Source organism: Micromonospora chaiyaphumensis (assembly GCF_900091435.1).
Lineage (GTDB): Bacteria > Actinomycetota > Actinomycetes > Mycobacteriales > Micromonosporaceae > Micromonospora > Micromonospora chaiyaphumensis.
The window spans coordinates 79104-103793 of record NZ_FMCS01000005.1; the positions used below are offsets into that span (position 1 = coordinate 79104).

21 protein-coding genes and 1 pseudogene are annotated in these 24690 nt (G+C 74.2%); 9 read left to right on the plus strand and 13 right to left on the minus strand.

All coding sequences use genetic code 11. The features are described from left to right. Nucleotides 1–126 precede the first annotated feature (126 nt). The 4 genes from GA0070214_RS14990 to GA0070214_RS15005 all read right to left on the minus strand — a co-directional run bounded on the left by GA0070214_RS14990 (nt 127) and on the right by GA0070214_RS15005 (nt 4242). Entirely contained in the window at nt 127–2199 is a 2073-nt protein-coding gene (locus GA0070214_RS14990; RefSeq protein WP_091263244.1) for a phosphocholine-specific phospholipase C, read from the minus strand. Nucleotides 2200–2448: 249 nt separating this feature from the next. After that, entirely contained in the window at nt 2449–2910 is a 462-nt protein-coding gene (locus GA0070214_RS14995) for a DUF5709 domain-containing protein (protein ID WP_091263246.1), read from the minus strand. A gap of 82 nt (nt 2911–2992) precedes the next feature. Next, nucleotides 2993–3742, minus strand: a complete 750-nt coding sequence (locus GA0070214_RS15000) for a hypothetical protein (RefSeq protein WP_091263247.1) — start codon at nt 3740–3742, stop codon at nt 2993–2995. Continuing rightward, complete coding sequence (locus GA0070214_RS15005; RefSeq protein ID WP_091263249.1) at nt 3739–4242, minus strand: SigE family RNA polymerase sigma factor; 504 nt, start codon at nt 4240–4242, stop codon at nt 3739–3741. Before GA0070214_RS15005 ends, GA0070214_RS15000 begins: the two co-directional genes overlap by 4 nt. 138 nt (nt 4243–4380) lie before the next feature. Between GA0070214_RS15005 and GA0070214_RS15010 the strand changes: the two genes are divergently transcribed. Genes GA0070214_RS15010 through GA0070214_RS15020 form a run of 3 tightly spaced genes read left to right on the plus strand, consistent with a single transcriptional unit; the run spans nt 4381 to nt 8363 of the window. Beyond that, nucleotides 4381–5166 (plus strand): DUF3152 domain-containing protein, encoded by a 786-nt coding sequence (locus tag GA0070214_RS15010; protein WP_091263251.1) that lies wholly within the window; start codon nt 4381–4383, stop codon nt 5164–5166. A gap of 58 nt (nt 5167–5224) precedes the next feature. Continuing rightward, on the plus strand, nt 5225–6883 hold the full coding sequence (locus tag GA0070214_RS15015) for an NAD(P)/FAD-dependent oxidoreductase (protein ID WP_091263253.1): 1659 nt from the start codon (nt 5225–5227) through the stop codon (nt 6881–6883). Between the two features lie 55 nt (nt 6884–6938). Next, nucleotides 6939–8363, plus strand: a complete 1425-nt coding sequence (locus GA0070214_RS15020; protein WP_091263255.1) for an ATP-binding protein — start codon at nt 6939–6941, stop codon at nt 8361–8363. Between the two features lie 9 nt (nt 8364–8372). Here the strand turns inward: GA0070214_RS15020 and GA0070214_RS15025 are convergent, their stop codons facing one another. The 4 genes from GA0070214_RS15025 to GA0070214_RS15040 form a co-directional block, all read right to left on the minus strand. Then, nucleotides 8373–9200: a DUF72 domain-containing protein gene (locus GA0070214_RS15025; protein WP_208602800.1), complete on the minus strand. Its 828-nt coding sequence runs from the start codon at nt 9198–9200 to the stop codon at nt 8373–8375. Between the two features lie 169 nt (nt 9201–9369). Next, entirely contained in the window at nt 9370–10362 is a 993-nt protein-coding gene (locus tag GA0070214_RS15030; RefSeq protein WP_091263259.1) for a GGDEF domain-containing protein, read from the minus strand. Between the two features lie 225 nt (nt 10363–10587). Continuing rightward, the gene (locus GA0070214_RS15035; RefSeq protein ID WP_244167714.1) at nt 10588–11628 is read right to left on the minus strand and encodes an ATP-dependent DNA ligase; all 1041 of its coding nucleotides are present in this window, start codon (nt 11626–11628) and stop codon (nt 10588–10590) included. Nucleotides 11629–11804: 176 nt separating this feature from the next. Then, nucleotides 11805–13082, minus strand: coding sequence for an erythromycin esterase family protein (locus GA0070214_RS15040; protein ID WP_091263261.1), 1278 nt, complete (start codon nt 13080–13082; stop codon nt 11805–11807). 106 nt (nt 13083–13188) lie between these two features. Between GA0070214_RS15040 and GA0070214_RS33035 the strand changes: the two are divergent. The 3 genes and pseudogenes from GA0070214_RS33035 to GA0070214_RS15055 all read left to right on the plus strand — a co-directional run. Next, nucleotides 13189–14073 (plus strand): annotated as a pseudogene (locus GA0070214_RS33035) (low temperature requirement protein A); the annotation flags it as partial. 139 nt (nt 14074–14212) lie between these two features. Next, nucleotides 14213–14401, plus strand: coding sequence for a hypothetical protein (locus GA0070214_RS15050; RefSeq protein WP_139141860.1), 189 nt, complete (start codon nt 14213–14215; stop codon nt 14399–14401). 66 nt (nt 14402–14467) lie between these two features. Continuing rightward, nucleotides 14468–16075 carry a PP2C family protein-serine/threonine phosphatase gene (locus GA0070214_RS15055; protein ID WP_091263264.1) on the plus strand — a complete coding sequence of 536 codons (1608 nt, stop codon included), beginning with the start codon at nt 14468–14470 and terminating at the stop codon, nt 16073–16075. A gap of 51 nt (nt 16076–16126) precedes the next feature. Here the strand turns inward: GA0070214_RS15055 and GA0070214_RS15060 are convergent, their stop codons facing one another. Further along, nucleotides 16127–16495: an STAS domain-containing protein gene (locus GA0070214_RS15060; RefSeq protein ID WP_244167717.1), complete on the minus strand. Its 369-nt coding sequence runs from the start codon at nt 16493–16495 to the stop codon at nt 16127–16129. Between the two features lie 100 nt (nt 16496–16595). Between GA0070214_RS15060 and GA0070214_RS15065 the strand changes: the two genes are divergently transcribed. Continuing rightward, nucleotides 16596–17351: a peptidylprolyl isomerase gene (locus tag GA0070214_RS15065; RefSeq protein WP_091263266.1), complete on the plus strand. Its 756-nt coding sequence runs from the start codon at nt 16596–16598 to the stop codon at nt 17349–17351. Nucleotides 17352–17434: 83 nt separating this feature from the next. On the opposite strand, the gene GA0070214_RS15070 is transcribed toward GA0070214_RS15065, so the two are convergent. Next, on the minus strand, nt 17435–18001 hold the full coding sequence (locus GA0070214_RS15070; protein WP_091263267.1) for a snapalysin family zinc-dependent metalloprotease: 567 nt from the start codon (nt 17999–18001) through the stop codon (nt 17435–17437). Nucleotides 18002–18173: 172 nt separating this feature from the next. Between GA0070214_RS15070 and GA0070214_RS15075 the strand changes: the two genes are divergently transcribed. Both GA0070214_RS15075 and GA0070214_RS15080 read left to right on the plus strand, forming a co-directional pair. After that, nucleotides 18174–18587 (plus strand): hypothetical protein, encoded by a 414-nt coding sequence (locus tag GA0070214_RS15075; RefSeq protein WP_139141861.1) that lies wholly within the window; start codon nt 18174–18176, stop codon nt 18585–18587. A gap of 38 nt (nt 18588–18625) precedes the next feature. Continuing rightward, the gene (locus GA0070214_RS15080) at nt 18626–19603 is read left to right on the plus strand and encodes a DUF2804 domain-containing protein (RefSeq protein WP_091263269.1); all 978 of its coding nucleotides are present in this window, start codon (nt 18626–18628) and stop codon (nt 19601–19603) included. A gap of 52 nt (nt 19604–19655) precedes the next feature. Here GA0070214_RS15080 and GA0070214_RS15085 read toward each other — a convergent pair whose 3' ends face one another. The 3 genes from GA0070214_RS15085 to GA0070214_RS15095 all read right to left on the minus strand — a co-directional run bounded on the left by GA0070214_RS15085 (nt 19656) and on the right by GA0070214_RS15095 (nt 24679). Continuing rightward, a complete protein-coding gene (locus tag GA0070214_RS15085; protein WP_091263270.1) occupies nt 19656–21035 on the minus strand; it encodes a glycosyl hydrolase family 18 protein in 1380 nt (459 codons plus the stop codon). Nucleotides 21036–21206: 171 nt separating this feature from the next. After that, on the minus strand, nt 21207–22307 hold the full coding sequence (locus GA0070214_RS15090; RefSeq protein WP_091263271.1) for an L-dopachrome tautomerase-related protein: 1101 nt from the start codon (nt 22305–22307) through the stop codon (nt 21207–21209). A gap of 110 nt (nt 22308–22417) precedes the next feature. Beyond that, on the minus strand, nt 22418–24679 hold the full coding sequence (locus tag GA0070214_RS15095) for a catalase (protein ID WP_091263272.1): 2262 nt from the start codon (nt 24677–24679) through the stop codon (nt 22418–22420). Nucleotides 24680–24690: the final 11 nt, after the last annotated feature.

Here is a 24690-nt window from a genome sequence, read left to right on the forward strand (position 1 = left end):
GTGGCGACAGTGAACGACGTGACGGCCGCGCGGGGGAACACCGGCGTCGGATAGGCGACGCCGCACGGGTGGCCGGGGTGACCGTCCCGCCTCCGATCGGAGGCGCGACGGTCACCCCGGGGCGGATCAGACCAGGCCGCCCATGGCCGGGTCGCTGATGCTGGGCTTGCCGTTCTCGACGTGACCGGCGTACCGGACCGTGAAGGCGGCGTCGGCCGAGAGGGTGACGGTCAGGTCGTACCAGCCGTGCGAGCGCGACAGCGACCAGGTGGGAGACGCCGTCTCACCGGGCTTGAGCGACAGCCTCGTCCGCCGCGACGAGTAGCGGTCGGCGACCGTCACCTCGACCCGCTTCGTGCCCTGGTTCACCAGGGTCAGGCCGACGTGGTGGTCGCGCTCGTCGTACCGCGCCCGGACGTCCACCCCGGCGCCCGCGCCGCCGGTGAAGCGGCGGAAGAAGCCGTTCGGCCCGTGGACCTCGAGGTCGTACCCGGCGGTGGCGTCCCAGGTGTCGCTCACCTGCCGGCCCGGCTCCACGGTGTAGGTGCGGGGCGGCTGGGCCGGGTCGGCAGAACGGACGCCGAAGACACCGGTGGCGCCCCCGGAGTTGCGGAAGTCCAGGTGGAACGACGTGCCGGCCGCCCGCCCGTCCACGTGCAGGGTGTACGGGATGGCCCGCGCGGGCCGTACCCCGCGTTCCTGGCGGGGCAGGGCCGGGTCGGCCGGCGGCACCGGCACCTCGTCGGGCTGGCGGGTGAGGTCGACCGGCTTGAGGTCGGCGGTGTCCGGCAGCTTCACCCGCGGCGAGGCGTTCGGGGTCCGGAAGTCGAACGCGCTGGTCAGGTCGCCGACCACCGCGCGACGCCACGGCGTGATGTTCGCCTCGACGAGGTCGGGATTGCCCTTGGCGAACCGGGCCTCCAGGAAGCGGATCAGCGAGGTGTGGTCGAACACCTGCGAGTTGACCCAACCGCCCCGGGTCCACGGCGAGACGACGATCATCGGCACCCGGATGCCGAGGCCGTACGGGCCGGCCGCGCGCCGTGCGTCGCCGGGGAAGATCTCGTTGGTGGTGGCCACCGTGGAGAGGCCCTCGGCGCGGCTCTGCGGCGGCGTCGGCGGCACCACGTGGTCGAAGAAGCCGCCCTCCTCGTCGTACGTGATGAACAGCGCCATCCGGCTCCACACCTCGGGGTGGCTGGCCAGGATGTCGACGACCTGCGACATGTACCAGGCGCCGTAGTCGGGGCCCCAGTTCGGGTGCTCGCTGTAGGCCTCCGGCGCGACGATCCAGGACACCTGCGGCAGCGTCCCGTTCGCCACGTCGCGGCGGAAGTCGGCCAGCAGCGCCTCGGGGGAGCGGTCCTGCGTCGAGATCTCGGTGCCGGTCTTCGCCCGGTCGGCGAGGGGGCTGCCGGGCCGGGCGTTCTGGTACTGGTGGAAGTAGAGCAGCGAGTTGTCGCCGTAGTTGCCGATGAACGGGTCGCCGGTCCAGCCCCAGTAGCCCTCGGCGGTCAGCCCCAGGCCGACGTCCTGGTAGACCTTCCAGGACACGCCGGCGCGCTCCAGCCGCTCCGGGTAGGTCGACCAGTCGTAACCCGCCTCGGCGTTGTCGATGACCGGGCCGCCGGCCTTGCCGTCGTTGCCGACCCAGCCGGTCCACATGTGGTAGCGGTTGGGGTCGGTCGAGGCGAGCACCGAGCAGTGGTAGTTGTCGCAGACGGTGAAGGCGTCGGCCAGGGCGAAGTGGTACGGCAGGTCGCCGCGCGTGTGGTGGGTCATGGTGACCACACCCTTGTTGGGCACCCACTTGTCGTACCGGCCGCCGTTCCAGGCGCCGTGGGTGTCGGCCCACCCGTGGGGCGGGTCGGGGAGGAAGGTCTGCCCGAGGTCCGGCACCTCGGGCCGGAAGGGCAGCAGGTCGGCCGAGCCGTTCGGCTGGTGCCAGACGCTCCGGCCGGAGGGCAGCGTCACCGGGTGCGGGTCACCGAAGCCGCGGACGCCGCGCAGGGTGCCGAAGAAGTGGTCGAAGGAGCGGTTCTCCTGCATGAGGATGATGACGTGCTCGACATCCTCGATGGAACCGGTGCGGTTGTTCGCCGGGATGGCGAGGGCCTTGCTGAAGTCCACCGGCAGGGCGGCCGCCGCCACCGGAGCGCTCATCATCTTCAGGAAATTCCGACGGTCGACCTGTGCCATGACTGAAACCCACCTTGCCTGACGCCGAACGATTGGCGGGTGCACGTTATTGGCGCCAGATGGACCGGACGTGTCCGGAACGCGAGCGATGTGCCAACGCTGGTCGAGCCGCCGGCCCGGTCGACCACGGCCGCCCGCGGCCCCGCCTGACCAGCGGCACTCCGGAGGCGAGTTGCACCCCGGCCGGCGTGGTGGGCGTGATGAAGGTCTTCGCCGAGCGCTGCTGAACCGGCCCCACCCGGCCCACCGTCAGCGCAGGGGGCCGTCCCCGGGGCCGTTCGGGTCGTCGACCAGGTGCATGGCGGCCTCCTCGGCGCTGGCCCCGCCCCCGTCGATGCCGGCGTCCCAGGCGACGGCGTCCGCCTCCTCGTCCTCGCCGAGGCCCGCGTCCTCGGCGACCAGGCGGCCGGTCCGCGCCTCCCGCTCGTAGCCCCGGCGGGTCAGCTCGTCCTCGTCGTCGCCCACCTCGGCGTACGGGTCGATGTCCGGTTCCTCCTGGGCGAGCAGTTGGGCGAGGGACTCGCCGGCCCGCTCCTCGGCGGGGGTGGTGCCGAACCGGTTCGCCGCCGTCCAGTGGTCGGCGGCGACGATGCCCGTGTCGAGGGGATCGCCGACCCGGTCGTCGTCCAGGGTGTCCGAGGCGTCCAGGACCCCGTCGTCCTCGGCCACGTTCCACTCGTCGGCGATGTCGGTCCGCTCGGTCTGGCTCATGGCGTTCCCTCCCTGGTCAAAAGCTCGGCGTTGCCGCCCCAGCCTAGAACCGTCCGGGCCGGCGGCCACCACCGGTGGCCGGTCACAGCCGTCCGCCCCGGGCGTCGCGGGCGACGATCCCGTCCAGGGGCGTCGCGGGGGTCAGCACCCCCGGGTCGAACCAGAAGATCACCAGTTGCGGGTCCTCGCTCCACCGGGCCAGCCGGGCCTCGACGTGGCGGCCGTCGACGGTGCCCACGATCCGTGCGGCGGGCCCGACGAAGTACCCGAAGGTGGGCACCGGGGTGACGGATGGCACCCGTCCCTGCGGGTCGTAGCCGATCTCGTGGAAGCCCGGCCGGCGGTCGCTGCCCGCCACGTCGTTGACGAGGTAGTCGGTGGTCAGCCCGCCGGTGGGGGAGCGCCGGCCGGCGGCCAGGCCGATCGTCACGCCGGGCAGTTCGGGCACGTCGACGGGAACGACGTAGAAGACCCGCTCGTCGTCGCCGTACCGGATGCCGGTGCCCACCACGGCGCCGACCGGCCGGGGCCGGGGCTCCACCGGGCCGGAGTCCGCGGTCGCCGTCGGGCCGGGGCCGCCGGTCGTCGGGTCGACGACGGGCGCGGTGGCGACCGGCCCGGGCGCGGGCGGCTCCGGCGGGTGGATCCGCGCCACGGCGCCGCCGCCGATGACCACGGCGGCCACCGCCACGGCCACCGCCCCGGTCCCGGCGACCCGCCGGCGGCGGCGCACCCGCCGGCCCTCCCGCATGATGCCGGCCAGGTCGAGACCGGTCCGGTCGGCCCGCTCGGTCACGCGCATGGCGCGGCGCAGCTCGTCCACCTCGTTCACCGCCGGCTCCCCTGCGGCTCCGGCGCGGTCAGGCCCGCGGCGCGCAGCTTCTCCAGGGCCCGGGAGGAGGTGCTCTTGACCGTCCCCACCGAGACGTCGAGTTCGCGGGCCACCTGGGCCTCCGGAAGGTCGAAGTAGTGGCGCAGGACGACGACGGCCCGCTCGCGCGGGGTGAGCGTGCCGAGGATGCCGAGCAACCAGCGCCGGGTGGCCACCTCGTCGGCCACGTCGCCGCCGTGCCGCTCCGGCAGGTCCTCGGTGGGGTACTCCCGGATCGGCCGCCGCCAGGTGTCGACGAGGTGGTTGACCAGCACCGACCGGGCGTAGCCGTAGGGGTCGCCGCCACGGATCCGGGACCACGACGCGTAGGTGCGGACCAGCGCCGTCTGGGCCGCGTCCTCGGCCTGGTGATGGTTGCCGGTCATCAGGAAGGCGGCGTGCACCAGCCGCGCCGACGCCGCCGTGGCGAACTCGACGAACTCCGCGTCACCCCGGGCCATGCCCGCCCTCTCGACAGCTCACCTGGAACAGGACGGGTGAGGCGGGCGAAAGGTTGAGTCCCCGCCGGACCAACTTTGTCATCGGGTCACCCGTCCTCCTCCCTGCGCACGACCGGCACGGCGAGGGGAGCGACGAGGATGACGACGACGGTGGGCCGGGCTCGCGGTGGCGGGACGATGCTACTGCTGGCCGCGCTGCTGTCCGGCTGCACGGCACCCGGGGCCGGCCGGGCCGCCGCCCCGCCGGCCGGTCCCGCCGCCGCCACCGTGCCCGCGGCGGCGCCCGTGCCCGTCCGGCAGCAGCCGGTCCGGATCAGCTATCCCGCGGCCGGCCACGGCCGGTGGCGGTTCGCCGCGGCCGAGCCCGCCACCACCGGGGGTACGGGCCGGCTGCTGCGCTACCGGGTCGCCGTGGAGGGCGACATCGGCGGGGTGCCGCCGGCCGACTTCGCCGCGGAGGTCACCCGCACCCTGACCGACCCGCGGGGCTGGACCGCCGACGGCACCCTCGCGCTGCGCCGGGTCGGGCGCGACCAGCCCGCCGACTTCACCGTCTATCTCGCCACCCCCGGCACCCGGGACGAACTGTGCCGGGACGGGTCGGACGGCTACACCTCCTGCCGCCGTGGCGACCGGGTGGTGCTCAACGTCGCCCGGTGGGCCGGTGGCGTGCCGGCCTACGGCGCGAGCCTGGCCACCTACCGCCGGTACATGGTCAACCACGAGGTCGGCCACCGGCTCGGCCATGGGCACGAACGCTGCCCGGGGCGGGGCCGGCCGGCGCCGGTGATGCAGCAGCAGACGCTGGGCCTGCACGGCTGCACGCCGAACGCGCTGCCCTACCCGCAGGGCCGGCGCTACAGCGGACCGCCCGGGGCGTACGCCGACCCGGTCCCGCCCGCCGAGCGCGGGCGGCCCGGGTGAGCGGGGCCGCCACGGCGCGCAGTGGGGATCGGCCGGCGAGGGTGCTTTAGTAGACGCCATGCCCAACCCCGCGATCCTCACCGTTGACGACGACCCGGCCGTCTCCCGGGCGGTCGCCCGGGACCTCCGGCGCCGCTACGGCGACCGCTACCGGGTGGTGCGGGCCGACTCGGCCGAGGCGGCACTGGAGGCGCTGCGCGAGCTGAAGCTCCGCGGCGAGCAGGTGGCGGTGCTGATCGCCGACTACCGGATGCCGCAGATGAACGGCATCGAGTTCCTCGAGGCCGCCATGGACCTCTTCCCGGCCGCGCGCCGGGTGCTGCTCACCGCGTACGCCGACACCGACGCCGCCATCAACGCCATCAACGTGGTCGACCTCGACCACTACCTGCTGAAGCCGTGGCACCCGCCGGAGGAGAAGCTCTACCCGGTGCTGGACCAGCTGCTGGCGGCGTGGACGGCCAGTGCGGCCACGGCCGCCGCCGAGCTGCGCGTGGTGGGGCACCGCTGGTCGGCCCCGTCGTTCAAGGCCCGGGACTTCCTGGCCCGCAACCTGGTGCCGTTCCGCTGGGTGCTCGCCGACGAGCCGGAGGGCGCCGAGCTGCTGGCGGCGGCCGGGGTGACGGCGAACGACGTACCCCTGGTGGTGACGGCCGACGGCAAGTCGCTGGTGCAGCCGACGACGGCCGACCTGGCCGCGCAGGTCGGGCTGGCCACGACGCCGGCCGCGGACTTCTACGACCTGGTGGTCGTCGGCGCGGGCCCGGCCGGGCTCGGCGCCGCCGTCTACGGCGCCTCGGAGGGGCTGCGGACGGTGCTGATCGAGCGGCGGGCCACCGGTGGCCAGGCGGGGCAGAGCAGCCGGATCGAGAACTACCTCGGCTTCCCCGACGGGGTCTCCGGCGCCCAGTTGACCGACCGGGCCCGCCGGCAGGCGCTGCGGTTCGGCGCCGAGCTGCTGAGCGCCCGCGAGGTGGTCTCCCTGGAGGACGCCGGGGCGGCGCGGGTGTTGCGGTTCGCCGACGGCAGCAGCGTCGCCGCGCACACGGTGGTGCTCGCCACCGGCGTCTCCTACCGGATGCTGCCCGCGCCCGGGCTGGCGGAGCTGACCGGGCGGGGCTGCTTCTACGGCTCGGTGGCCAGCGAGGCGCCGAGCTGCTCGGGGGAGGACGTCTACATCGTCGGCGGCGCGAACTCCGCCGGCCAGGCCGCCGTGCACTTCTCCCGGTACGCCCGCCGGGTGCACCTGCTGATCCGCGGTGACGACCTGACCCGCTCGATGTCCAGCTACCTGATCGAGCAGATCGCCCGGATCGACACCATCGAGGTCCACCCGCACACCGAGGTGGTCGGCGGCGCCGGTCAGGAGCACCTGGAGGAGGTGACCCTGCGCGACACCCGCACCGGCGAGACGCGGCGGGTCGACACCTCGTGGCTGTTCGTGTTCATCGGCGCGGAGCCGCACACCGACTGGCTCGACGGCGCGGTCGCCCGGGACGACCGGGGCTTCGTCCTCACCGGACCGGACCTCACCCGGGGCGGCCGGCGGCCGGCCGGCTGGGCCCTGCCCCGCGACCCGTACCACCTGGAGTCCAGCATGCCGGGCGTCTTCGCCGCCGGTGACGTGCGGGCCGAGTCGGTGAAGCGGGTGGCCTCGGCCGTGGGCGAGGGCGCCATGGCGGTCTCGCTCGTGCACCGCTACCTGGAGGCACAGTGAGCGCGAGGAGTGAGCCGGGTTTGCGAGCCCCGCAGTCGCGAACCAGGGAGGCACAGTGAGCACCGACAGCGACCGGCTCGCCCCGGACGACCTGCGGCGTCTCTTCCTCTTCGAGTCGCTCAGCCCGGAGCAGCTCGCGCACCTGGCCGAGCACGGCCGGGTGGAGCGGCGGACCGCGGGCGAGGCCGTCTACGTCGAGGGCGAGCCGGCGAGCTGCTTCTACGTGCTGCTCGACGGCACGGTGACACTGCACCGCCGGGTTCAGGGCGACGACGTGGAGCTCAGCCGCACCAGCCAGCCCGGCGTCTACGGCGGTGCCATGCAGGCGTACGTGGGCGACCTGGCCGAGCAGCGCTACCTGAACAGCCTCTTCGCGGTGACCGACTGCGCGGTCTTCGCGCTCCCCGCCCAGATCATCGCCGACGCGATGCGCAGCTGGTTCCCGATGGCCACCCACCTGCTGGAGGGGCTGTTCGTCGGGATGCGCAACACGCAGACCATCGTGGGCGAGCGGGAACGCCTGCTGGCCCTGGGCGCCCTCTCGGCCGGGCTCACCCACGAGCTGAACAACCCGGCGGCGGCGGCCGTGCGGGCCACCTCGGCGCTGCGCGGCCGGGTCGCCAAGATGCGGCACAAGCTCGCCATGATCGCCGACGGCCGGCTCGACGGCCGGCGCCTGCACGACCTCGTGGCCCTGCAGGAGGAGGCGGTGAAGCGGGCCGCCGCCGCCCCGGCGCTGACCCCGCTCGCGGCCAGCGACGCCGAGGACGAGCTGGCCGACTGGCTCGACGAGCACGGCGTCCGGGGGGCCTGGGAACTCGCCCCGACGCTGGTCGCCGGGGGCATCGACAGCGGCTGGCTGGCCCAGGTCGACGCCGCCGTCGGCGCCGACGACCTGGAGTCGGCGATCCACTGGATCACCTACACCATCGACACCGAGCTGCTCATGGGCGAGATCGACGACGCGGTCGGCCGGGTGTCCGGGCTGGTGGGCGCCGCGAAGCAGTACTCCCAGCTCGACCGGGCGCCCTACCAGACGGTGGACGTGCACGACCTGCTCGACGCCACGCTCGTCATGCTCCAGGCCAAGATCCCCGCCGGCGTGCGGGTGGTGAAGGAGTACGACCGCAGCGTGCCGCCCGTTCCCGCGTACGCGGCCGAGCTGAACCAGGTGTGGACCAACCTCATCGACAACGCGCTCGGCGCGATGGCCGGCAGCGGCACGCTGACCATCCGGACCGGCCGCAAGGAGGACCGGCTCCTCGTGGAGGTCGGCGACACCGGCGGCGGCATCCCGCCGGAGATCCGGCCGCGCATCTTCGAGCCGTTCTTCACCACGAAGCCGGTCGGCGAGGGCACCGGGCTCGGGCTGGACATCTCCTACCGGATCGTCGTCAACAAGCACCACGGTGACATCCGGGTGCGGTCGGTGCCGGGTGACACCCGGTTCGTCGTGCTGCTGCCGCTGTCGCCGGCCTGACCGGTCGGGTCAGAACAGCGTCGACGGCTCCACCGGCACCGGCCGGGGCAGCGGCGCGACGTCGGGCAGGCGCGCCCGGACCTGGTCGTGGAAGCGGCGGGCGAGGTCGGGCGCGTCGGCGTTGTCCGGGGTGTGCACGAACACGGTCGGTGAGCGGCCCTCCCGCAGCCAGCCGGTCACCACGTCGAGCCACGGCTGCCAGCCCTCGACCGTGCGCGCCGGGTCGTCCCGGCCGAGGTAGCGGACGATGGGCCGGTCGGTCAGCGCGCGGGTCCGCAGCGGGGTGCGCGGCTTCTTCAGCCACGCGTCCCGCTCCGCGTCGCTGGTCGGCGGGGTGCGGAAGAACGCCGTGGTGTCGAAGGGGATCCACTCGGCACCGACCCGGGCGAGCGTCTCCTCCAGGGCGCGCGCCGCGCCGGGGTCGGTGAAGAACGCGGGGTGGCGGACCTCGACGGCGTACCGGTGGGTGGTGGGCAGGCCGCGCAGGAAGCGGGCCAGCGCGGGCACGTCACCCGGGCCGAACGAGCCGGGCAGCTGCACCCAGAGGGCGTGCGCCCGCGGGCCCAGCGGTTCGACGGCGTCGAGGAAGGCGCGCAGCTCCGCGTCGGCGCCGGTGAGCCGGCGCTCGTGCGTGACGACCTTCGGCAGCTTGGGTACGAAGCGGAAACCGGGATCGGTCTGCCGGGCCCAGGACGCCACCGTCTCCCGGCTCGGGGTGGCGTAGAAGGTCGTGTTCCCCTCGACCGCGGTGCACCACTCGGCGTAGGCGCGCAGCCGCTCGTGTGCCGGCAGCGGGTGCGGCAGGAACCGCCCCTGCCAGGCCCGGTGCGTCCACATGGCGCAGCCCACGTGCAGCCGCATCCCGGCCCCTCCCACCCCTCGACGGTCAGCGCGGCCACCCGCGCCGCGGCAACGGTATCCGGCCCCGGGTGTACGCCGACCCGGCCGGCCACCCCTTCTGCGTCTTCGTCGCCGGAGCCGGGGCGGCCCGCCGGCCCCTGCGCTCTCAGCCGCGCCCGGTGCCGTCGGCGAGCAGCCGGCCCGCGGTCCGGCGGCGTTGCTGCTTGACCAGGTAGAGCCGCTGGTCGGCGACGTGCAGCAGCCTGTCGAGGCTGTCGCCGTCGTAGGGTGCGGTGGCCGAGCCGACGCTGACGCCGGCCAGCCCGCGCACGGCGGCCTCGATCCGGGCCGCCGCGGCCCGCGCCGACTCCCGGTCGGCGTCGGAGAGCACCACCACGAACTCGTCGCCGCCGATCCGGGCGAGGGCGTCCTCGGCCCGCAGCACGTTCCGGGTGGCCGCCACCACCCGGCGGAGCAGATCGTCGCCGGCAGCGTGCCCGAGGCGGTCGTTCACCAGCTTGAAGTCGTCCAGGTCGAGGCAGAGCAGCGACGGGCCGGGTCGGCAGCCGGCGTGGAACAGGAACGTCGCCAGCTCGGCCAGGCCGCGCCGGTTCAGGGCGCCGGTGAGCGGGTCCAGGGACGCCAGGGCGCGCAGCTGGGACCGCTGCCGGGCGAGGGCCCGGGTCTGCGTCGAGCAGACCGAGGCCAGGACGAGCATGCCGGCCAGGTAGACGAACACGTGACCGGCGGGGGCCGGCGGGCCGGTGACGGCGACGGCGACGTACGACCCGAAGGTGAGCACCTCCAGCCCCACCATGAGTCGCAGGTGCGGGGTGTAGCAGGCCACGAACACGGCGGTGGTCACGAACCCCAGGGCGGCCGGCGACGTCACGCCGCCGTCCCAGTACGCGCCGAGAGCCGCCATCACCAGGGTGATCATCAGGAGGGTGAACGAGACCCGGTAGCCGGACGCCTTGGTGGTCACCCGGGTGGCCGCCCACGTCCCCACGACACCGGCGGCCAGACCGCAGCCGTACGCCGTGAGCATCAGTTCCCGGTTCGGCGCGGTGAGCGTCAGGAGGCAGTAGACGACGGCGACCGCGTGGGAGACGGCGTGCAGCGCCGCGCTGAGCAGCGTGCGGCGGCGGCGCTCCCTCATTCCACCGTCCACCGTGCCCCCGACCCCGGGCCGCTCACCACGTCGAAATTCAATGACCTGGGTCAACCGGCAGTCAATAGACGAGTCGTTAACGAGCTGTTCATATTACGCACCGTAGGGGTCGGATGACGCTGCGATCTTCTCGGCCCCGGCCGCCGTCCCGAACTGACCCTGCGATTCCATCCACAGCGGAGTGTCGGCGGACGAGCAGCCTCTGCCGGTCGCTCACCCGCTGCGCCTACCCGACCGGTCCGCCGCTACACCGCCCGCGTCGCCGCCCAGCGCCTCCGGGCCGTCGGTCAGCACGGGCAGGTCCCCGGCGGCCAGGTCGAGCCGGGGCCGCAGGTGCCGGACGCGGTGCCGCCAGCGGCCGTGCTCGTAGGCCGTGTCGGCCTCCACCTCGACGACGAGGTCCTGACGCACCGGTGTGTACGGCAGCGGCGGCGCCGGGTTGAGCTGGCCGGTCCACCCGCCGGGCAGCGGCTGCGGCCAGGGGTGACCCGGCGCGGCGGTCGGCTGGAGCAGCCCGGCCAGCTCGCGGCGCTGCGGCGGGCGCAGCGGGTGGGTCCGCCCCAGGTAGCGCAGGCGACCCCGGTCGTCGCACCGGCCGACGAGGAGCGTCTCCGGGTCGGTCACCGGGCCGGTGACGCCGCCCACGAGGGTCTCCACGGTGCGGTGTGCGCGGACCTTCTGCCAGCCCCGCCGGCCCGGCTCGTACCGCCCGTCGCACCGCTTGACGACGATCCCCTCGACACCGGCGTCGGTCCAGGTGCGGAGCCACTCGCGGGCCTCGGCCGGGTCGCCCGTCTGCGGGCAGAGGACGAGCCCCGCGGGTGCGTCGGCGAGCAGCCCCGCCAGCCGTTCGCGCCGCTCGGCCAGCGGGAGGTCGAGCAGCGGCTCCCCGTCCGGGCCGCTGAGCAGGTCGAAGGCCACGAAGTGGGCGGGATGGCGGTCCGCCAGCGCCGCCAGGCCGCGTCCGGCGGTCACCCGCCGCTGGAGCAGCGCGAAGTCGGTGCGGCCCTCCGCCCACACGATCAGCTCGCCGTCGAGCACCGTGCCGGCCGGCAGGGGCCGCAGCGTCCGGGTCACGTCCGGGAAGTAGCCGGTGAGGTCCCGGCCGGCCCGGGACTGCAGGTGCACCCCGGCCGCGTCGCGGAACGCCAGGGTCCGCCAGCCGTCCCACTTCGGCTCGTACGCCAGGCGGGGGCCGGTGGGCAGGTCCGCCACCGGCGCGGCGAGCATCGGGGTGAGCGGTGGACGCAGCATGGGCTCTCCGTCGCGCGGATCCGCCCCGGCGGTCGAGCCCGGGCGAGGGGCCCTGCGCGGCCCCCTGGTCGGCTCCGGCGCGGTTACCCGGGCAGCGGCACGGCGAACGTCCACCCGCCCCTCTCGGACGGCACGAGCGGACGGACGCTCCCGCTCAAACCACCCGTCGCGGCGGGTCAGACGCCGGACGGCCAGGTCTCGGGCTCGGCGGGCACCGGCCGGACGGGCAGGGGCCGGACCGCCCGGGAGGTGTCGAACCAGCAGAACGCGTCGTAGCGGTCCCCGAGCACCGTGGGCACGTAGTTGCCCGGGCTCTCCCGCTGCGGGCGGTAGACCACGCCGATGGCCCGGTGGTCGATCTCGTGGGTCAGCAGGTCGGGCCGGCCGTCGCGGGGGAAGACCAGCAGCGCCCGGTCCGGTGCGGCGGCGTGCAGGGCCTCCTCCAGCGAGTGGCGGCGCGCCGGCGGGACGGTCATCGTCGCCATGGGCGCGCCCCACGCCGGGCCGGCCGTCACCGTGCCGGAGTGGGTGCCGAACCCCACCAGCACCACCCGCTCCGGCCCGTACCGCTCCCGGGCCAGCTGCCCGATGTTGACCTCCCCGGCGTCCACCATGTCGGTGGCCCGGGCGTCACCGACGTGGGTGTTGTGCGCCCAGACCACCGCCCGGGAGGCCGGGCCGTAATGGTCCAGGAGCCGGGCCAGGGTGTCGTCCATGTGCCGGTCGCGGACGTTCCACGACTCCCGGCCGCCCCGGACCATCGCCCGGTAGTAGCGCTCGGCGCCGGCCACCACCTCGGCGTTCTGCCAGGTGCCGAAGCGCTCCGGGGCCGCGGCCCGCTCCCGAAGCCGGGCCAGCAGCGCGACCACCTCCTCCTCGCAGCCCTGCGGGACCAGGCGCGTGGCGAGCGCGTACCGCTGCGGGTCCTCGTCGTACGGCTCGAAGCAGCGGTACGCGGCCAGCGCGGCCGGCACCTGCCCGGGGTCGTGCTCCCGCAGCCAGGTGAGGATCTCCCGGAGCGACTCCCACAGCGAGTAGACGTCCAGGCCGTGGAAGCCGACCCGGTCGGCCTCGTCCACCCGCGCGTTGTGCTCGCGCAGCCAGCGGGTGAAGTCCACGACCTCCTCGTTCGCCCACATCCAGGTCGGCCACCGCTCGAACGCGGCGAGGGCGGCGCGCGGGTCGGCCGGTGCCCCGGGGCGGCAGCGGACGCTGCGGTCCACCCGGTCGCAGTCGGGCCAGTCGCCCTCGACGGCGACGAACGAGAAGCCCCGCTCCCGCACGAGCCGGCGGGTGACCGCCGCCCGCCACGTGTAGAACTCGTGCGTGCCGTGGGTGGCCTCGCCGAGCATCACCACCCGGGCGTCGCCGACCCGGTCCAGCAGCGCGTCCAGGCCGCCCGGGTCGGTCAGCGGTGCCGCGAGCGCGGCCACCTCGGCGTCGTAGCGTCCCATCCCGGCGCGGTACCCGCTGCCGGCGGCGCCATGCCGCCGCGTTCCTGCGGGTGGCGGGCGCCGATCCCACGGTGGCCGGGCGCGGGTGCGGGCGACGATGGGCGGCATGGGAATTCGGGCAGGCGGCGGCCAGGACCTCCTGCAGCGGCGCGAGGACGTGCGGCAGGCCAACTTCCTGGAGCTGTTCGTCGACCTGGTGCTGGTGTTCGCCCTGTCCGGCGTGGTGAGCCGCGTGGTCCGCGACATCACCGCCGAGGACGCGGTCGTCCGCTGGCGGTCGCTGACCTACCTGCTGGTGCTGGCCATGCCGCTCATCTGGTTGTGGATCACCACGGCCCACATCACGAGCTGGTTCGACCCCCGCCGCCGCAAGATCCAGTGGCTGGTGCTGGCCAGCGCCTTCGGCCTGCTGGTCATGGCGGCGTCCCTGCCGGCCGCGTTCGTCGGCCGCGGTCTGGCCTTCGTCCTGCCGTACGTGATCCTCCAGTGCGGCCGGCCGCTGGTCCTCCTGCCGGGACTGCGCGGCCACCCGCTCGGCCGGCTCTACGTGCGTTCGATGCTCTGGTGCGGCGGCACCGCGGTGCTCTGGTTCGCCGGCGCGGCGCTCAGCGGCAGCGCCCGGGCCGCGCTGTGGGGGATCGCGGTGACCGTGGACATCGTCGCCGCGCAGCTCCGGTGGCCCGTGCCGGGAATGGCCCGCCCGCCGGTCAGCGCGTGGGCCATGGACAGCCGGCACCACCTGCCGGAGCGCTACCAGCAGCTGCTGCTGATCGCCCTCGGCGAGACCCTCCTCGCCATCGGCGTCACCTTCACCGACCAGCCGATCGGCCCGGACACCGCGGCCACGCTGGTGATCGCGTACGTCTCGACGGTGCTCATGTGGCGCATCTACTTCTACCGCTCCGGGCAGGTGCTCGCCGAGGCCGTGGCCGAGGCCCGGGACCGGCTCGCCGCCGGACGCGCCACCGGTGTCGCGCACATCGTCATGGTGATCGGGATCGTCGCCACCGCCGTGGGCTTCGAGGTCGTCATGACGCATCCCACCGGGGCGGCACCAGGCGGTCTGGCTGGCCGCGATCCTCGGCGGCCCGGCGTTCTTCCTGTACGGCCGCATCCGCCTGGAGCGGGTGGTGTTCAACCGGCTGTCGCTCCGGCGGGTCGTCGCCATCGCCACCCTGGCGGTCACCGCGGTGCCCCTGTACTTCGCCGAGCCGCTGGCCGCCGCGGTGGTGGCCCTGCTGGTCCTGTTGGGCGTCGCCGTCGCCGACGCCCGGCACGCGGCCGGCCGTGCGCCGGAGCGGCCGTCGCCGGCCCACTGATCCGCAGGCGCGTTCCCGCGCATGGCGGGGCTCGGATCCGCGGCCGGAGCTGGTTAGGCTGCCCGCATGGCAGACGAGGCCCTGCCGCGCGCGGCCGCCGAGCCGGCCGCACCGTCGGCCGCCGAGCCGGCCGCACCGTCGGTCGCCGAGCCGGCGTACCCGTCGATCGCCGACCCCGTGGTGGCGGCGGTCCGGCAGGTGCTGGCGGGGATACCCGCGGGCTGCACCTGGCTGCTGCCGGTGCGGGGGGCCGACGGCGCGGTCGTCGACTTCCTGGTCGCCGCCACCAGCGCGCAGGGGCGGGACGTCCACGGCCGGGGCGCCGGGCGGGTCGGCCGACAGCTCAGCGCGCTCTATCCCGGCATGGTCGCCGGCCCGCTGTGGCGGGCGTACCACGAGGTGCTGGCCACCGGCGAGCCCGCGCACCTGCCCGACTTCCGGTACGCCGGCCACGGCGCGGGGGTCGTCGCCGACTCCGTCTTCGACGTGAGCGTGCACCGGGTGCTGGGCGGCCTGCTGGTCTGGTGGCAGCGGCTGGACGAGCACCGGCTCCGGCTGGCCCGCACCGAGCTGCTGGGCAGCCTGGGCTGGGCCGAGTACGACCTGGTCACCGGCCGCAGCGAGTGGTCCCCGGGGATGTACCGCATCTTCGAGCGGGATCCGGCGCTGGGGCCGCTGTCCCGGGCCGACCAGGCCGCCGCGCTCCTGCCCGACGACCAGGGCCTGCGCGAGACCGCCTGGCAGACGCTGGACAGCGGCGCGGCGTCGGACGTCACGGTGCGGTTCCGCGCGGCCGGGACGGTCAAGCACCTGCGGATCCTGTCGGACGTGGCCCGCGACGAGGGCGGCGCGCCGGTGAAGATCTACGCGGTGGTCCAGGACGTGACCGCGCGGGAGGACTCGCGGAGCGCCATCGAGCAGCTGCGCGACCAGCTGCAGACCCGGGAGACGACCGCGCTCGCCGAGCACCGCCTCGCCGGCCAGCTCCAGAACCTCATCCAGCCCGTCCCCCGCGAACCGATCACCCTGGCCGGGCTGGAGGTGCTGGTCGGTTACCTGCCGGCGGAGAGCGCGCTGCGGGTCGGTGGCGACTGGTACCACGCCGAGACGCTGCCGGACGGGTCGGTCGTGCTGGCGGTCGGCGACGTGGCCGGGCACGGGTTGGAGGCGGCCAGCGGCATGGCCCACCTGCGCTTCGCGCTCGTCGCCTGGCTCTCGATCGGCATCCGCGACCCGGCCGTGCTGCTCGCGCACATGAACCGGCTCTGCGGCCAGTTGGCCGTCACCGGCACCGCGGTGCTCGCGGTGTTCGACCCGGCGACCCGGTGCCTGGCCTGGGCGCGGGCCGGGCACCCACTGCCGATGCTGTCCCGGGCGGGTGCGACCGGCGACCTCGGCCGGCCCGCCGGGATGCTGCTGGGCGCCGATCCCACCGCCGGCTACCCGGTGGTCACCACCGAACTGCGCGGCGACGACGTGCTGCTGCTCTACACCGACGGGCTGACCGAACGCCGCGCCGGCAACCCGGAGGACCGGGTGGCGGCGGTGCGGGCGGCCCTGTCGCGCTTCTCCGGCCGGCCGGGGCCCCAACACCTGGCCCGGCTGCGCGACACGCTGCACCGGCCGAGCCCGCACGACGACACGTGCACCCTGGCCGTCCGCGTGCTGCCCTGACCGTCCGCGGCGCGCGGCGCCGGTCAGCCGGTCGCTCCGCCGTGGTGCCGGTCAGTCGGTCGCTTCGCCGGGGTGCCGGAGCAGCTCGCCGACGCCGGTCAGCTCCAGCAGGGCGGCCACCGATCCGGCGGCGTTCACCAGATAGAGCCGGCCGTCGGCCGCCCGTGCCCGGTGGTGCGCGGCCACCAGGGCGTGGATCCCGGTGGAGTCGAGGAACTCGACGGCGGCCAGGTCGACCACCACGACCGGAGCGGCGTCCACGGCGGCCAGCAACGTGCCGGTCAACCGCTCCCGGACGGCCAGGTCACACTCTCCGGCCAGCCGGATCACCGTCCGGCCCGGCTCACGGGAGGTCCTCGCCTGGAACGACGCCATGGGCAGCCACTTTCTCGCCTGGAGCACCGGCCTGCTCGGCGCCATCATGCCCATTTTTCCCGGGCCCGTCGACCATCATCGACATCGGGTCGGCACCTCCATAGACTCCGGTCTTTCTGGTACCACGAGTCCAGGGAGGACCCACGTGTCGAGCGACATCCGACCGCACGCCGCACCGCCCCTGCTGGCCCGCCTCGCCGGGGTGGCGATGGTCTCCGCCGCGCTGGTCGCCACCGGCGGCGCCGCCGCGAGCGCGGCGCCCGCCGACCCGGCGCCCACGAAGGGCCCGTGCGCGTACACGCCGACGCCGGACGAGCCGGCGGCCCGGCCGGTGCCGCTGCCGCCGGACCCCCGCCGCACCCCCGACCGGGGCACGGTCCGCATCACGCTGCGCACCAACCAGGGGCCGATCGGGCTGACCCTCGACCGCGAGCAGGCCCCGTGCACCGTGCAGAGCTTCCTGCACCTGGCCCGGCACAAGTTCTACGACCGGACGAACTGCCACCGGCTCACCGCGTACCCGACGCTGAAGGTGCTCCAGTGCGGCGACCCGTCCGGCACCGGCGAGGGCGGGCCGGGCTACCGGTACCGCGACGAGCTGCCGACCGACCTGCCGCCGGCGCCGACCGACCCGACCGGGGTCCGCCGCCTCTACGCGCGGGGCACCCTGGCAATGGCCAACGCCGGCCCGGACACCAACGGCAGCCAGTTCTTCCTGGTCCAGTCCGACTCGGCGCTGCGCCCGAACTACACCGTCTTCGGCACCATCGACGCCGCCGGGCTGGCCACCCTGGACCGGATCGCGGCCGGCGGGATCGCCGCCACGCCGGAGGACCCGGCGCCGGTCGACGGCGCACCGGCCCTGCCCGTGGAGATCTGCAAGGCCACCCGGGGCCGCTGACCCCCGGGGTCCGGTCCCGAACCGGAAGCGCCCGGCCGGTCGGCGTCTCCGCCGCCCGGCCGGGCGTCCTTTCGTGGAACCGGTCAGCGCTGGGCGCCCGCCGCGACGGGGGCCGGCCAGCTGCCGGTGAAGACCTGCGGCGTCGTCGCGCTGCGGGCCGCGAAGCCGAACAGCGAGTCGACCCGGGCGGCCTCGGTGGTGCTCGGGTACGGGTTGGTGCAGCTGGTGCCGGCGCTGCCGCCGGACATCAGGATCGCGCAGTTGCCGTTGTAGTTGTCGGGCAGGCCGAGGATGTGCCCGATCTCGTGGGTCATGATGCGCAACGGCGAGTACTGCTGCGCCTGGTAGTAGTCGATGACGACGCGGCCGTTGCCGAGGCTGGTGCGCTGGGCGTAGGAGCCGCCGCCGTAGGTGTAGTAGATCATCAGGTTCGAGCCGCACTGCGCCATGTTGATGTTGTTCGTGCGGTTGTTCCAGATCGAGGCGGCCTGGACGGCGTAGCTGGCGAACGGCCCGGCCTGGCTGGTGTTGTAGCAGACGTTGCGGACGGCCGCGGCGGCCGGCGCCGCGTCGACGCTGACGGCGCCCAGCGCCGCCAGTGCCGCGGTGGCGACGGTGGCGAGGAACCGGGTGACCTTGGGCAGACGCATCGCTCACGCTCCTTGTGGGACGGGGTCGAGCGGGGACCGGCCCAGCCTATATATCGGCTTACATCGATATCAAGCATTGACGGAAATCACTTCGATGAGAGGGCTGGCATGATCCGTCCGAATCGGGGGTAGAAGGACGTCTCTGCATCTCGACCGCGGGAAGGAGGCGGTCATGCCGTTCCCCGACGGAGCCGACGGACAGCGGAGGGCCACCCCGCCACCGGCCGGCGTCCCGCCCATGTACGTGCGGTACCTGCGCGACCGGCTGCTGGAGGCCGAGGCCGGCCTCACGGCGATGAGCGAGCGGTACGAGCGGACCAAGGCCGGTTTCGACCGCCGCTACGCGCGCCGGGGCATCACCCCCGACACCGACATCGTCGGCTACGTCAACGCCAAGGCGTTGAACCCGGAGCTGAAGTTCTGGTACGCCAAGGTGGAGCACTTCCAGCGCGAGCTGGCCGCCTACGGCGCCGCGCTGACCGGGCTGGCGGCGGCCGACCGGTTGCTCGCCGCGGAGGGCCCGCGGATTCCCGCGGACCGGCAGCGGTCCCGCACCGGCCGGCCGAACCTGAACCGGGTCGGCTGACCGGTCTCGGGCGCGGCCCGAGCCGGTAGCCTGCGTCGATGACGCACGAGCGGGAGATCACCGAGCCGGTCGACCTGTGCCGGCCGGACGGGCGGTTGAACCCGGCGGCGGTGGGCTGGAGCCGGCGGCCGCTGCACCGGGCGAACCTGCGCGGCTGGGGTCGGGCCAAGCGCTGGGAGCACTGGGGCGTCGTCACACCGACCCACATCCTCGGCCTGGTGGCGTCGTCGCTGGACTACGCCGGCGTGCACAGCCTCTACCTGCTCGACCGCCGCACCGGGATCGAGCGGACGACTGAGGCCGTCGTCCCGTTCGCCCGCGGCGCGGTGCTGCCGCCGGTCAGCGGGGCGGGCGCCGTGCGGGCCCGCGGCGGCGGCCTGATCGTCGAGATCGACCAGCGCCCCGACGGCAGCGCCATCCGGGCCACCGCACCGGGCGTCGAGGTGGACCTGGTGGTGCCGCTGCCGCCCGGGCACGAGTCGCTGGGCGTGGTGGTGCCGTGGAGCACCCGCCGGTTCCAGTACACCCACAAGGACATCGGCCGGCCGGTGCGCGGCACGCTCCGGGTGGACGGCACCGCGTACCCGGTGGGCGCCGAGTCGTTCGCGGCGCTCGACCACGGGCGCGGCAAGTGGCGGTACGCGGTGAGCTGGAACTGGGCGGCCGGCAGCGCACCGGGCCGCGCCATCCAGCTCGGTGGCAAGTGGACCGACGGGACGGGCGCGACCGAGAACGCGGTCTTCGTCGACGGGCGGCTCCACAAGATCGGCGCCGACCTGGCCTGGAGCTACGACCGGGCCGACTGGCTGCGGCCGTGGCGCGTCGCCGGCGACCGCGTGGACGTCACGTTCCACCCGTTCCACGAGCGCGTGGCGCGCACCAACCTCGGCGTGCTGGCGGGGGAGACCCACCAGTGCTTCGGGCACTTCACCGGGTGGGCCGCCACCGACGACGGCGAGCGGGTGGACCTCGACGGCCTGGTCGGCTGGGCGGAGGAGGCCCGCAACCGCTGGTGACGGCGGATCCCCGCCGCGCCCGGGCCGGCGCGGCGGGGATCACGGCCGGTGCTCAGGCCGGCAGCCGCCAGACCTGGTTGGCGCCGCCGAAGCAGTCCCAGATCTGCAGCCGGGTGCCGTTGGCGGAGCTGTTGTCGGTGGCGTCGAGGCACTTGTTCGACTGCGGGTTGCGCAGGGTGCCGTTGGACTGGGCCTGCCAGACCTGGGCGCCGGTGCCGTTGCAGTCCCAGAGCTGTACCTTCGCCCCGTTGGCGGTGGAGCCGCTGGCGATGTCGGCGCACTTGCCCAGCGCCCGCAGGGTGCCGTCGCCGGCCACCGTCCAGCTCTGCGCGGCCGTGCCGTTGCAGGTGTAGAGCTGGATCGCCGTGCCGTTGGCGGTGCCGGCCGCGGCGACGTCGACGCACTTGCCGCCGATGCCGGTGATCGGGCCGGTCCGCCCGCTCGGCGGCGGGGTGCCGCCACCCATGACGGTGTCGTAGATCGCGCTGACCAGCGAGGTGGAGCCCGTGGTGTCCTGGGACAGCTCCCAGTTCATCATCCCGCCGGCGTTGGCCAGCGCCCACTGGGTCTTGCGCTTCACGGTCGGCACGCCGTTGTAGCACTGCTGCGCGCCGCTCACCGTCGTGCAGTCGCGGTTGGCGTTGGCCGGGTCCATGCCGACCAGCGCGGAGTAGGTGTAGTAGCCGGGCCGGCTGTAGAAGGGCACGCCGAGCACCGCCTTGGCGGCCGGCAGGCCGCGCGACTTCCACCCGTTGACGCTGCTGATCGACCAGTCGTAGTTGGCGTGCGGGCTGCCGCCGTCGTACGCCATGATGTTCAGCCAGTCGACGGCGCCGAAGACCGCCGGTTGCACCCCGTCGACGTAGTAGCCCTCGGAGACCACGGCCGCGGTGAGCAGCTTGCCGCGGCTGTGCAGCGCGCTGCCGAGCTGCTGCATGAGCAGTGTGTAGTTGTTGGCCGAGGCGCCCGGGTCGGGATATTCCCAGTCGATGTCGACGCCGTCGAGGTTGTACTGGTTGACGAAGTTGACCACGTTGGTGACGAAGGCGCCGCGGGCGCCGGAGTTCGCGGCGAGCGCCTCGAACGCGGAGTCGTTGCCGTCGTTCCAGCCGCCGATGGCGATGGACACCTTGACGTTGCCGGCGTGCCCGAGCGACACCAGCGAGGAGAGCTTGCTGGGGTTCTCCACCGGACGCAGGCTGCCGTCGTTGTTGGGCAGCACGAACGCGTAGTTGATGTGGGTGAGCTTGCCGTACTGGATGCTGTTGACGCTGCCGCTCCAGGACGGCATGTAGCCGACGCTCTTGAAGTTGTTCGGCAGCACGACGGCCTCGGCGGCGGTCGGGGTCAGCGCGAGCGTGGCGGCGGCGGTGGCGAGCGCGAGCAGGCCGGCGGCCACGGGGGAGCGGCGGCGGGGGTGTGGTGCGGACATCGAGGGCCTTCCCGGTGCAGGGGGCGCCGTAGCGCCCGTCGGCGCTGGTCGGGGCCGGCGCCGGCGGGCGGTACGGGTCGGACGGGGGACGGTCTTCCTCGAGGTGGACCAAATATTAAAGAGTATTAACTAAGCCGTCAATGATGGCCCTCGATGAATCGGCGGGGACGCTCAGCGCAGGCGGACCGGACCGGCGTCGATGCGGACGCGAAACAGCGCGTACGGCTTGCGCCGCAGGTCCGTGCCGCCCTGGTACTTCGCCTGCCGGTGCAGCTGGTTGGCGGTGACGTAGAGGTGGCCGTCGGCGGCCACGGACATCGTGTCGGGCCAGAGCAGCCGCGGGTCGTGCACCACGGTCTCGAACTCGCCGTCGGCCCGCCGCCGCAGCACCGCGTTGTGCTCGTAGGAGGTCAGGTAGAACGCGCCGGAGTCGTCGGTCTCCAGGCCGTCCGAGCCGCCGCCCTTGTCGCCCTCGTCCACCACCGTGGCGGCCACCTGCTCCTCGCGCAGGGTCCGGTCGGCGAGCGCGTCCGTCGCCACGCTGTACCAGCGGCGTGAGGCGAGCGGGCAGTAGTGCAGCCGGGAGCCGTCGGCGGAGATGGCGATGCCGTCCGAGCCCATGGCGATCGGCTTCGGCGGCCCGTCGGCCGGGCGCTCCAGCAGCGGCCGCCCCTCCACGACCGGCCGGAAGGAGTGCAGCGGCTCGGCCTTGGTGGACGGGTGGTCGTGCAGGCGTCGCCACGACGCGCCGGTGGCCAGGTCCACCACGACGATGCCGTTCGGGCCGGAGTCGGAGGAGTCGGTGAGGTAGGCGAGGCCGGCGTCGCCCCGGCGCAGGTCGAAGCGCACGTCGTTGAGGTAGGTGGTGGGCAGCGCCACGTCGGTCGGGAAGGTGATCACCTGCCCGACGGTGTCGGTGTCCAGGTCGACCCGGACGAGCTTCGGCCCGCCCGGCTTCGTCGGCTGGAACATCGGGCTGCCGGTGTCGACCACCCAGAGCCGGTCGGCCGGGTCCACCACGATGCTCTGCACCGAGACGAAGGCGTTCGCGTCGTCGTCCCCGGACGGGCTGTTCCAGGCCTCGTCCGGGTAGGGGGCCTCCCGGCCGTCGCGCAGTTCGACGACGGTGGCCGGCACCTCGTCCCCCCACTGCGGGAAGTTCACGAAGACCCGGCCGGTGTGCGACACGCTCACGCCGGTGGGCATCGGCCCGGTGAAGGTGTGCACGAGTTCGAGATCGCCGACCGGCTCGTCGCCCATGGGCCCGTTCATCCGCCGCTCCTGACTGTGAGGCCCCCGTCCTTCCCGCCGGACCCGGGCACAAACGTCGGCGGCACGCCGAAGGGGCGGCCCCCGTCCGGAGCCGCCCCTTCGGGCAGGGGTCAGGAGACCGAGGCGGGGAACCGTTCCCAGACCCGGTGCGCCCCCATCAGCTGCTGCACGGCGCCGAAGACCTCGGCGCCGGCATCGCCGGTGACCACGCCGGGCGTGCCGGCCACCCCGGCCTGGCGCAGCACCTCGGCCCCGGCGCCCCAGGCGCCGATCGCCTTGGCGTGCCGCCAGGCCTCCTCCACCAGCAGCAGCACCCGCGGGTCGACGGTGGTGGAGCGGGCCGCGCCCGCCTTGTCGTCCCGGGCGGGCAGCGCGTCGGGCGCCGGCGCCGGGGCACCGGCCAGCAGGACCGCGTCGAACTCCACCGACCGGCCGGTGGCGAAGGTGCGCTGCACCGGCAGGTCGCCGACCGTGCCGCCGTGCGCGGCGACCAGCAGCGGCACCATGCCGGCGGCGAACACCGCCCGGCGGACCTCGCTCACCCCGTCGAGGTCGCTGTCCGCGTCCACCACGATGCCGACCATCCGGCCGTCCGCCGGCCACTCCCGGCCGACCTGCGACAGCGCCGGGCTCGGCTGCACCTCGGCGAGCGGCACGGTGGGTTTCGGCGCCGGCAGGCCCAGGCCGGTGGCGACCTGCTCGCACAGCACCGGGTCGATGTTGGCCAGGCACTGAAGCTGGCGCTCCTTGATCGCCTGGTGGTAACACTTGCCCAGCTCGAAGGTGTACGCCCGGATGATGTGCTCCTTCTCCACCGGCGACATGCTCAGCCAGAACAGCCGTACCTGGCTGTAGTGGTCGTCGAACGAGGCCGGGGCCGCCCGTACCTTCGGGGCCTCCGCGACCGTGACCGGCGTGTCGACGAAAGCGTTTTCCCGGTCGCCGGCCGGGAAGGGGTTGCCGCCGTCGAGCGAGTTCGGCCGGTAGGGCGCCACGCCCGCGTGCACCGCGTGCTGGTGGAAACCGTCCCGGAGCATGTCGTTGACCTCGGCGTGCGGCCGGTTGATCGGGATCTGGGTGAAGTTCGGGCCGCCCAGCCGGGTGAGCTGCGTGTCGAGATACGAGAAGAGCCGGCCCTGCAACAGCGGGTCGTTGGTGACGTCGATGCCGGGCGGCAGGTGCCCGAGGTGGAAGGCGACCTGCTCGGTCTCGGCGAAGAAGTTCCGCGGCGTCCGGTTGAGGGTGAGCCGGCCGACCGCCTGCACCGGCGCCAGTTCCTCCGGAACGATCTTCGTGGGGTCGAGCAGGTCGATCCCGGCGAAGGTTTCCTCCGGGGTGTCCGGGAAGACCTGGATGCCCAGCTCCCACTCCGGGTACGCGCCGGACTCGATGGCGTCGTAGAGGTCGCGGCGGTGGAAGTCCGGGTCGATGCCGCCGATCAGCTGCGCCTCCTCCCAGGTCAGGGAGTGCACGCCCAGCTTCGGCTTCCAGTGGAACTTGACCAGCACCGTCGCCCCGGCCTCGTTGACCAGCCGGAACGTGTGGACGCCGAAGCCCTCCATGGTCCGGTAGGAGCGGGGGATGCCGCGGTCGGACATGTTCCACATGGTGTGGTGTTGCGCCTCGGTGTGCAGGGAGACGAAGTCCCAGAAGGTGTCGTGGGCGCTCTGCGCCTGCGGGATCTCGCGGTCCGGGTGCGGCTTGCCGGCGTGGATGATGTCCGGGAACTTGATGGCGTCCTGGATGAAGAACACCGGCATGTTGTTGGCGACCAGGTCGAAGGTGCCCTCGTCGGTGTAGAACTTGGTGGCGAAGCCGCGGGTGTCGCGGACCGTGTCCGCCGACCCGCGCGAGCCGAGCACCGTGGAGAAGCGGACGAAGACCGGGGTCTCCGTGCCCTTCTTCAGGAAGCCCGCCCGGGTGACCTCCTCGGCGGTGCCGTAGGCGACGAACACGCCGTGCGCGCCGGCGCCACGCGCGTGCACCACCCGCTCCGGGATGCGCTCGTGGTCGAAGTGGGTGATCTTCTCGCGCAGGTGGTGGTCCTGGAGCAGCACCGGGCCCCGCGGGCCGGCCTTGAGCGAGTGGTCGGTGTCGCGGAGCCGGGCCCCGTTGGCGGTGGTGAGGAAGGCGCCCTGCTGCCCCTTCGCGATCTTCGGCACGCCGGTCTCGGCACCCGTCGGGGTGCGCGTGTCCGGGGCGCCCTGCTCCTCCTTCGGCGGCAGCGGACCGTGCGGCGTCGTCGGCTCGTCGAACGGTGGCGGGGCGCTGCCCGGCGCGCCCGGCACGTCCGGGGTGAGGACGTCGGTGACCTTTCCCGCGGCGGCCTCCACGACATCCTTGACGACCTTGGCGGGCTTGCTGGAATCCATCAGGACCTGTC